The sequence below is a fragment of the Prosthecobacter sp. genome (genome assembly GCF_044373815.1).
In the GTDB taxonomy this organism is placed as follows: Bacteria; Verrucomicrobiota; Verrucomicrobiia; order Verrucomicrobiales; family Verrucomicrobiaceae; genus Prosthecobacter.
On the sequence record NZ_JBIPNG010000263.1, the window covers coordinates 1 to 9,219 of the forward strand.

A 9,219-nucleotide genomic window follows, 5' to 3' on the forward strand; every position below is an offset into this window, starting at 1 on the left:
CCAGCACCACCAGCGCCAGCACAATGAGCAAGGGCATGCCGTAGTTGCACATCTTCTCGATGCCCCCGGAAAGCCCGCGGTAGATGAGCCAGAAATTGAATACAAAAACCACCACCAGCCATGGCAGCGCCGTGTCCCATGAAAATGCCAGTGCAGAACCATCGGCCATCTGCCCGCTCATGCTTTTGAACATCGCTACCGTCTGCTCGGTCGACTTCAAATCCACGCTCCCCGTCCAAAACTTCACCGCATAGCCCAGACACCAGGACTCGATGAACACATAGTACATGTAAATCATCACCGGCACGATCACCCCGATGATGCCGATGTACTTGGCCCAGCGCTTGTTCAAGATCACCGCGAAGGCCCCAGGTGCGGAATTGTACCCCTTGCTGCCAGCATAGCGCCCCATGGCCCATTCCGCCCAGCCGATTGGCAGGCCGATGATCAAAAACGAGATCGCATAGGCGAGCATGAAGGCACCGCCGCCATACTGTGCCGCGAGTCCGGGAAAGCGGAGGAAATTGCCCAGGCCCACCGCGCTGCCCGCGACGGCCATGATGACTCCAAGACGTGATCCCCAGGCTTCTTTCTTTTGCGACATGGCGGCTAAGTTAGGGAGTGCGTGGAGTCACAACAAGGTTGTAGTTTGGAAAAGTGCCGCACATTTCTGCAAAAGCAGAACTCGCGCCAGCGCACCGATGTGCGAACGTTTTTCACGTTCATGCGCCCCAACCGCCTGCCAGTCCTGTTTTTCGCCACCGCCGTACTAATCATGGCAGGCTCCATGCTGTGGCTGTTCTGGGTTTCCAATGCCGGGCCATCCTTCAAGGCAGGTGTGACACCGGCAAAACGCAGCCTGAATTCCGGCACCCCACCCGCCCTCACGGTGATGCCACAAACACCCGCCGTGGCCTCCCCCAATCCAACGGCCCTGCCCACCATCGCCACGCTCAACGTGCCCGGCTCCATGCCGAACGAAGCGCTGCTGACCTTTCGCACGCCGGAGGCGCTAGCAGCATTTCGGGAACGTGCCGCCTCCCTAGGTCTCGAAGTGATCGGTTACGACATCAAACTGCGCACCGCCCGCGTCCGTTTTCGGGACACAACCGCGCTTGAACGGGATCTCAATGCGCATGCAGAGGACTACAGCCATGTCGGCCCGAATCTCATCACCCGAATCCCCGGTTTGCCGCCTCCTCTTGCGGAATCCGACACATCGAATCCCGGTGGGAAGGCCCCATTTCGCAGCCAGGGATTGGATGTCATTGGTGCCAGCGGCGACCGCTCAGCCTGGGGTCAGGGAGTCACTGTCGCCGTCATCGATTCCGGCATCACCAGCCACCCATCACTGGCGAATGTGAAGATCACCCACTACGACCTCGTCAACGACGGCAGCGCATTCAACGGCCACGGCACCGCGATGGCCTCCCTCATCGCAGGCAATGACCCGAACGTCGGTGGTGTCTCTCCGGCGGTCAAACTGCTGGACATCCGGGTGGCTGACACGAACGGCGAGAGCAACACCGCGCTGGTTTCATCCGCCATCATTAAAGCCACCGATCTCGGTGCTCGTGTGATCAACATTAGCCTCGGTGCCAATGGCGACTCCCCTGTGCTGGATGAAGCGGTGCGCTATGCGCAAAGCCGCAATGTCGTGATCGTGGCCGCAGCAGGCAATGAGCAGCTCACTTCCCTCTCCATGCCGGCCGGGATTTCCGGCGTGCTCAGTGTGGGTGCCGTGGATGCCAATGGCACGCAGGCTTATTTTTCAAACTCCGGCGCGGGGCTCACACTCGTGGCCCCGGGTGTCGGGATCGTTTCTGGCTATGCCGACAACCGATTTGTCATTGGCAGCGGGACCTCGCAGGCCACAGCGATTACCAGCGGTGTGGTCGCGTACCTGCTGGGTCGCGGTTACTACGGTCCCAACATCATCCCGCTGCTCACACGGACGGCAGAGCCGCTGCAAGCCCCCGCCACGGCGGTGGGAGCGGGGTTGATTCAGGTGCCGAAGTGAGAGGAGGTCCAGGTTGAGCGATCTTGACTCCTGGACCACCCCCTTCTACTTCCACGATGGCCCGCAACTACACGCTGCACAGCACGCACGAACCCAGCACCCGCATTGACTACAAGGCGGAGCTCAACGAGCAGCAATATGAGGCGGTCACGAGTCCACCGGGGCAGGCGCTGGTGATTGCTGGGGCAGGCAGCGGGAAGACGCGCACATTGACGTATCGGGTCGCGTGGCTGCTGGACAATGGCATCCAGCCGGAGTCGATCCTGCTGCTGACCTTCACCAACAAGGCCGCGCGTGAGATGCAGCATCGGGTGCAAGAACTCGTCACTCAAGATGCGACCCGTATCTGGGGCGGCACCTTCCATTCCATCGGCAACCGCATTCTGCGCTACAACGCCGAACGCCTGGGCTATCGCAAAGGCTTCTCCATCATGGACCGCGAGGATCAGAAGGACCTCATGGAAACGGTGCTCGGCAGCAGCGGCATCGACACCACCACGTACCGCTTTCCGAAGGCCGAGGTGCTGGGAGACATCTTCTCGCTGGCCGACAACACGCTCTGCGGCCTCAAGGAGATCATCAACACGCGTTATCCCTACTTTGAAGAGGTGGCCTCGGGCATCATCAAGATGCGCACGCTTTATCAGGAGAAAAAGCGCGAGACCAACTGCATGGACTTCGACGACCTTCTGGCGCTCACCGTGAAGTTGCTGGAGGAAAACGAAGACCTGCTGGAACGTTACCGCCACCAGTTTGAATTCGTCCTTGTCGATGAGTATCAGGACACCAACAGTCTCCAGTGCCGCATGGTTGAGCTGCTCACCGGCCCACAGGGGAATCTCATGGTGGTGGGTGATGACGCGCAGTCGATTTACTCATGGCGCGGGGCGGACGTTTCCAACATTCTCGAATTCGACCAGCACTGGCCGAGAGCCCGCGTGCACAAGATCGAGGTGAACTACCGCAGCGTGCCTGAGGTGCTGAACCTCGCGAATGCGGCCATCGCCATGAACCGTGGGCAGATCCCGAAGAATCTGGTGCCCGCCCGTGAATCGAAGGGCATGCTGCCTGCGCTTGTCTCGCTGGACAGTTCCTCCGCGCAGGCGGCCTTCGTGGCACAGCGCATTTTGGAACTGCAGGACGAAGGAACGGAACTCAATGACATCGCGGTACTATATCGTGCGCATTTCCACAGCATGGAAATCCAGATGGAACTCACGCAGCGTGGCATTCCGTTTCAGATCACCAGCGGGCTGCGTTTCTTTGAGCAGGCGCATGTGAAGGACGTGGCCGCGTTCATGAAGTTTGCCGTGAATCGCCAGGATGAAGTCAGCTTCATGCGCATGGTGCGCCTCGTGGAAGGCATCGGCAATGTCAGTGCCGCGAAGCTGTGGCAGGAATGGCTCAAGTCCGATGCCGCCAAGGCCGAGACGATGCCCTCCAGTTTCTCCGAAGTGCTCCTGCCGCTGAAGGTGCCGAAGAAAGCGAAGACCACCTGGGAGCAGTTTGCCTACACGCTCGATGAACTGATCGACAAAGAGGGCAAGGTTGCCGCACCGGCGCAGATGATCCGCAGCATCACTGACGGCGTGTACGAGGACTACATGAAGTCCAAGTTCAAGAATTACGAGCAGCGCCAGCAGGATCTGGAACAGCTTAGTAACTTCAGCGACCGCTTCACCGATCCGCTCGAATTCCTCAGCCAGCTTTCCCTGCTCAGCGGTGTGGACACCGACAACAAGCCGGCTCAACAGGAACAGCAGGATCGTGACGCTGTAACACTTACCACAGGGCACCAGGCCAAAGGTTTGGAATGGAACATCGTCTTCGCCGTCTGGCTGGCCGATGGCATGTTCCCCCACAAACGCGCCATCGACGAAGGCGGTGACGCGGCGCTCGAAGAAGAACGCCGCCTGTTTTACGTCACCGTGACCCGGGCGAAGGATGAGCTTTATCTGACCTATCCCGTCATCAATCATCAGGCCCGTGATGGCGACATCATGATGCGTCCGTCAAGATTCATCACGGATCTGCCGAAGGATCTGGTGGAGGTGTGGAATGTGAAGAGCGGGTGGTAGTGCGCTGAATGCCTTCAAGCAAGGGAACGGAGTCAAGCGTGGTGGTTTAGCACCAACTCTCCTTTGCCATTTCAACGCATTTCGCTATACCCGTTTCATGGCTGCGACACTCGATCAAGTCTATTCCTCCGCCTGCAAGCTTCCGCTTCCAGATCTAGGAGCGTTGGTTTCACAATTGCTCGGAGAGCTTTCACAACCGCTCGCAGACTTCAGCGACGCTGAATTGGAAGCGATAGCTGACGCCCGTGAGGCCGAAATGGATAGTGATTCTGCCCTGACCATCTCTCACGAGGACATGCTCGCTTTTATTCAGAGCCGCAGTCGGTAAAAATTGTCTATCATACGTTGGTCCAAAAGGACCCTCTCTTCCATCGTTTCCCATATAAGCTGCTCTATCGAGTCCAGACCGAACAGGTCAAAGTTCTAGTCGTCAGACATCGAAGACGCAGTCCTGCGTTCGGCGACAAGCGCAAGTAGTGCATCAGGCGGCTCATCACTCCATGATGTCGATCAGCTCCACCAGGAAGTGGAGTGTCGCATTGGGTGGGATGCCGGAGCCGGGCTGGCCCTGCAGGCCGTAGCCGAGGTAGCCAGGGATTTCGAGTTCGATCATGCCGCCTTTGCCAATGAGTTGCATGCCTTCGGTCCAGCCTTTGATGACTTGGTTCAGACCAAAGGTGATGGGCATGCCTCGCATGTAGGAGCTGTCAAAGACCCGGCCGTTGAACAGCCAGCCGTGGTAGTTCACCTCCACCTTTTGCTGGGGAGTGGGCTTGGCGCCGGTGCCTGCGCGCAGAATGCGATACTTCAATCCTGACTCGGTGGCGGTGAATGTCTTGGCAGCCTTCGGGCTGATCTCTCCCGCCCCTTCGGGAAGCTTGGGGAATGGGACGGTTTCCTCTGCTTGTGCCAGTCCTACAGTGACAAGCATGAGCCCGATCAAGGCCAGCGGACGAAAATGAAGAATAGGCAGGCGAAAAGTGGAGCGAAGAACGTTCATCAACGAGAACTGAACTGAGGGAATACTTTCGTCAAGCGTTTACCGCGACGTCTTGAGATCCTGTCAGTTGTGCATGGGACGGGCCCCATCACTAGACAGCTCAAGTTCGGCGTTCATACTGCGCGCCATGAACGTCGTTGCCTACAACCGTGCCGCTTGGAACCAGCAATCGAAGGCAGGCATCTGCCGCTGGTGTCAGCCAGTGAGCACCGAGGAGATCATGGCGGCAAGGCAGGGAAATTGGCGTGTGGTCCTGACGCCGAACAAGGCCGTGCCGGAGTCATGGTGGGGAAACGTGGTCGGAAAAAAAGTACTTTGCCTGGCCTCAGGCGGCGGACAGCAGGCCCCGATACTGGCAGCGGCAGGGGCACTGGTGACGAGCTTTGACAATTCAGAGGAGCAACTGGCCAAGGACCAATACGTGGCAGATCGCGATGGCCTGACACTGACCACGGTGCGCGGAGACATGGCGGATCTGTCCGTGTTTGCCGATGCGACATTCGACATCATCTTCCATCCCGTCTCAAACGTGTTTGCAGAGCACCTTGCTCCAGTGTGGCAGGAGTGCTTTCGCGTATTGAAGGAGGGCGGCAGGCTGCTTTCAGGGTTTTTCAATCCGCTGTTTTTCATGTTTGATCAAGAGGAGGCGGAGCAGACCGGCGTGCTGCAAGTGAAGCATGCCCTGCCCTATTCTGATCTGACCAGCCTGCCCGAGGAGCAGCGGGACAAGCTCACCCAGGAAGGACTGGCCTTTGTGTTTGGACACACGCTCCAGCAACAGATGGGCGGCCAAATGGCTGCGGGTTTTATCCTGACTGATCTCTACGAAGACGACTGGGATAACAAGACCACGCCACTCAATCGATACACGCCGGTGCATCTCGCCACGCTGGCAAGGAAGATCCGTGTGGAGTGAAAGCGAGAATTCGCACCGAAGCCTTTTATTTGCTTACAAGACACCGAGAACCAAGCCATGCCCGACTACAACACCATCAGCACCGAACAATGGCAGATCCAGCTTCCTGCCGACTGGGAGCAGAAGCCTCAGACTGACAAGCCGGGGTCATTCTATTTCGAGGCGAGTGACGGGACCAAGGGGGCCTACATCTCCGTTTTCACTCGAACGAACCCCTGCTCTTCAGCCCTGGCGGATCTGGCGACCTGGCGCGACACGGAAATTCGCAATCTGCATGCGATGATCGATCACCACTGGGAGATCCTCGAAGAATGGCAGCATGAAGAAAGCGAAACCGCCGTTTCGGCGAGCGACTGTCTTGAACGGACCACCAACTACCGCATCGTCTGCCTGCGCATGACGCAGTTTCCCTGGCTGGTGCGCGTGAGCCTGCATGACTACAACTGCACCGACTACGAGGCTTCGAAGCAGGCTTTTCTGCCGTTGATCGATTCGTTTTCGCCGGTGTTTGCGTAGCGAGGCGAGTTTTGCTCGAATTAGAGCGCTGCGGTGGCCATGGCTGCTGCGGCTGCTGCCTCCACTTCGTCCACGTAGGGGGCGCCGGTGATTTTTTCGATCTTTTCCCGGTTTGCTTCTTCGCTCAGCGGGGGCTCATCCTCACCGTCCTTGGAGGCCGGACCATGCCAGGTCACATGCCAGGCCGTCCGTTTCCAGCCGCCTTCCACTCTTTTGAAGGTGTAGTGAAGCTTCGGTTTGCGGAAGCCGAAACCATCATCAATCGGGCCGATGGTCATTTGGACCTTGAGGGGCTTGTCATCCGCTACTTGCTTAATTTCAATAGGGGTCTGGGATGTGTCGCCTTTGAGAAGGAAGTGATCATCCTTTTCCTCCGTCAACCCATCGCGATGGAAGGCGTTGATGGACCAGTCATAGGCGGGAAAAGTCTGGGCGATTTCCCACATGGTGGGTTCCTTTTCTTCGGGCAGTTTCACCACGTCCTCGATGATTTTTTCGGCCATGGCAGGCCGTTTGACGATGAGGAGGCGCTCGTCTTTGGTCTTCTGCGCCCGTTGAGCGGGGGTCTCGCAGCTCGCGAGGGTGAAGAAACAACATAGGGCGGTGAAAAGGGCGATCCGTGGATTCATGTGGAACAACTGGCAATACTTCTCTGACATAGAAGGATATAGGCCAATTTGAAGGACGAAAATGTGTTTTCTTTGCCACAGACAAAGATCTTTCCAGGGATTGTCCAAGGTCCATCTCCATCCCCGGCTAAAGGATTCGTAAAAGAACTGAAACTTCCAGGTGGCCTCATCGTTTAACCCGCCATCGCCCCGGATTTGCGGACGATTCCATTATGAAAACGCGCCTCTGCCTCACTCTTGCCTGTGCACTCCTCGTCACCGGCCTTCAGGCCGACAATGAAGTTTACCGTACCTGGACCGACTCCCAGGGACGAAAGCTGGAGGCGACCTTCCGTGGCATCGAAAACGGCAACGTCTTCCTCCAAGTCCGCAACGGCTACGTCTATCGCCTCTCCTTGGACAAGCTCTCCGCCGCTGATCAGCAGGCGGCCAAAACCCTGAAGCCTGAAGGCCTGGGCATCCCATCTGACCCCAATCTGGCGCAGGCCGCAGCGCAAATCGACATGCTCGTGGAAGCCGGGCTGAAGAAGGCTGAGCAGAAGCCCAACCCGCTCGCCTCCGATGAACAGTTCGTCCGCCGCGTCTTTCTGGATCTTGCGGGGCGCATCCCCACACGGGAAGAAGCGCTGGAATTCATCAATGACACCAGCCTTTCGAAGCGTGCGAAAGTGATCGACCGGCTGCTGGATTCCGAGGGCTATCGCAGCCACCTGTTCAACTACTTTGCCGACATGCTGCGCATGGCGGACGTGGCCCAGAAGGCGCGCTTCTACACCTATCAGGACTGGTTGAAGAAGCAGATCGGAGAGAACGTGCCGTGGAACAAGCTCGTTTACTCCATGATGACCGCCGACGGCAAGCTGCTGGAAAACGGCGCGACGGGCTACCTGCTGCGCGATGCCGGCATGCGGCTGGACAATCTGAGCCTCACGCTGAGCACATTCATCGGCGCGAACGTGTCCTGCGCGCAGTGTCATGATCACCCCTTTGCCGACTGGACGCAGCGTCAGTTCTATGAAATGGCGGCTTTCTTTGGTGCCACGGAAACCTACGGTGCCAAAGGCAATGCTGGCGGCGGCATGCAGGGCATGCGCAAGGTGCTTGCCTCTCTTGGAGACAAAAAACTGCAGCAGCAGGCGAAGAACCTCCTGCGCGTGAACGCCCTGGCCGTCGAAGACTCCAGCACGAACGACTTGAAGATGCCGGATGATTACAAATACCCGGATGCCAAGCCCGGGGATCTGGTGACACCCAAGCTGATCACCTGGAGTGACGACAAAACCAAGAAGGCCTATCAAGGCGTGCAGACCACCAAGCACGATGAGCAGCTGCGCGCCCAGTTTGCCAAATGGATGACCTCCCCGGACAATCCGCGTTTTGCCATGACCATCGCCAACCGCATGTGGAAGCACATGTTCGGCATCGGCGTGAAGGAACCGGTCGCGGATCTGGATGATCCGAATGCGAGCGTGAATCCGGCGCTGCTGCAGCATCTGGCCAATGAAATGGTGCGTCTGAAATTCGACCTCAAGCAGTTCCTGCGCGTGCTGTGCAACACCGACACCTACCAGCGTGAGGCCACCAGCCATGAACTGGCAGACAACACCGCCTACCTCTTTCCTGGCCCGATCCTTCGCCGCATGACCGCCGAGCAGGCCTGGGACTCCTGCGCCACGCTCGTCGTCGGTGCCGATGTGGACAAATTCAAAGGGCATCGCGGCGAAACCTACGCCAAGGCCATGAGCGTTGACTTGAGCGGTGAGGCTTCGCCAGATGTCATCAAAGGCCAGATCGAAAACGCCATCGCGAGCATGCGCCAGTTCGGCGGCGGCAAGGCTGCGGGCAACCCCAAGAACAGGAAAAAGCGGATGATGAATCAAGGCGGCGAAGAAGACCTGACCCTCGCTCCTCCAGTGCGCGACGGACTGGTGCTGGCCCGCGCCTCCGAACTGCCACAGCCTGAGAAGGACCAGCATTTCCTACGCATGTTTGGCCAGAGCGACCGCCAGATCGCCGACAGTGAAAGCGAGGAAGGCAGCATACCGCAGGTGCTCATGCTC

8 protein-coding genes and 1 pseudogene are annotated in these 9,219 nt (G+C 58.2%); 6 read left to right on the forward strand and 3 right to left on the reverse strand.

Annotated features, from left to right (window positions below):
- A pseudogene (locus tag ACIREA_RS19615) lies at positions 1-604 on the reverse strand (sodium:calcium symporter); the annotation flags it as partial.
- A gap of 120 nt (positions 605-724) precedes the next feature.
- Between ACIREA_RS19615 and ACIREA_RS19620 the strand changes: the two are divergent.
- The 3 genes from ACIREA_RS19620 to ACIREA_RS19630 all read left to right on the forward strand — a co-directional run bounded on the left by ACIREA_RS19620 (position 725) and on the right by ACIREA_RS19630 (position 4,426).
- Positions 725-2,020 (forward strand): S8 family peptidase, encoded by a 1,296-nt coding sequence (locus tag ACIREA_RS19620; protein WP_397384035.1) that lies wholly within the window; start codon positions 725-727, stop codon positions 2,018-2,020.
- 56 nt (positions 2,021-2,076) lie between these two features.
- Positions 2,077-4,098, forward strand: a complete 2,022-nt coding sequence (locus ACIREA_RS19625; RefSeq protein ID WP_397384036.1) for an ATP-dependent helicase — start codon at positions 2,077-2,079, stop codon at positions 4,096-4,098.
- Positions 4,099-4,195: 97 nt separating this feature from the next.
- Positions 4,196-4,426, forward strand: coding sequence for a hypothetical protein (locus tag ACIREA_RS19630; protein ID WP_397384037.1), 231 nt, complete (start codon positions 4,196-4,198; stop codon positions 4,424-4,426).
- 165 nt (positions 4,427-4,591) lie between these two features.
- Here ACIREA_RS19630 and ACIREA_RS19635 read toward each other — a convergent pair whose 3' ends face one another.
- Positions 4,592-5,029, reverse strand: a complete 438-nt coding sequence (locus ACIREA_RS19635; protein ID WP_397384042.1) for an FKBP-type peptidyl-prolyl cis-trans isomerase — start codon at positions 5,027-5,029, stop codon at positions 4,592-4,594.
- Between the two features lie 196 nt (positions 5,030-5,225).
- Between ACIREA_RS19635 and ACIREA_RS19640 the strand changes: the two genes are divergently transcribed.
- Positions 5,226-6,014 (forward strand): class I SAM-dependent methyltransferase, encoded by a 789-nt coding sequence (locus tag ACIREA_RS19640; protein ID WP_397384038.1) that lies wholly within the window; start codon positions 5,226-5,228, stop codon positions 6,012-6,014.
- 57 nt (positions 6,015-6,071) lie between these two features.
- A complete protein-coding gene (locus ACIREA_RS19645) occupies positions 6,072-6,530 on the forward strand; it encodes a hypothetical protein (RefSeq protein WP_397384039.1) in 459 nt (152 codons plus the stop codon).
- A gap of 20 nt (positions 6,531-6,550) precedes the next feature.
- On the opposite strand, the gene ACIREA_RS19650 is transcribed toward ACIREA_RS19645, so the two are convergent.
- Positions 6,551-7,159: a hypothetical protein gene (locus ACIREA_RS19650; RefSeq protein WP_397384040.1), complete on the reverse strand. Its 609-nt coding sequence runs from the start codon at positions 7,157-7,159 to the stop codon at positions 6,551-6,553.
- A gap of 212 nt (positions 7,160-7,371) precedes the next feature.
- On the opposite strand from ACIREA_RS19650, the gene ACIREA_RS19655 reads away from it, so the two are divergent.
- A partial coding sequence (locus ACIREA_RS19655) for a DUF1549 domain-containing protein (RefSeq protein WP_397384041.1) occupies positions 7,372-9,219 on the forward strand: 1,848 nt, incomplete at its 3' end.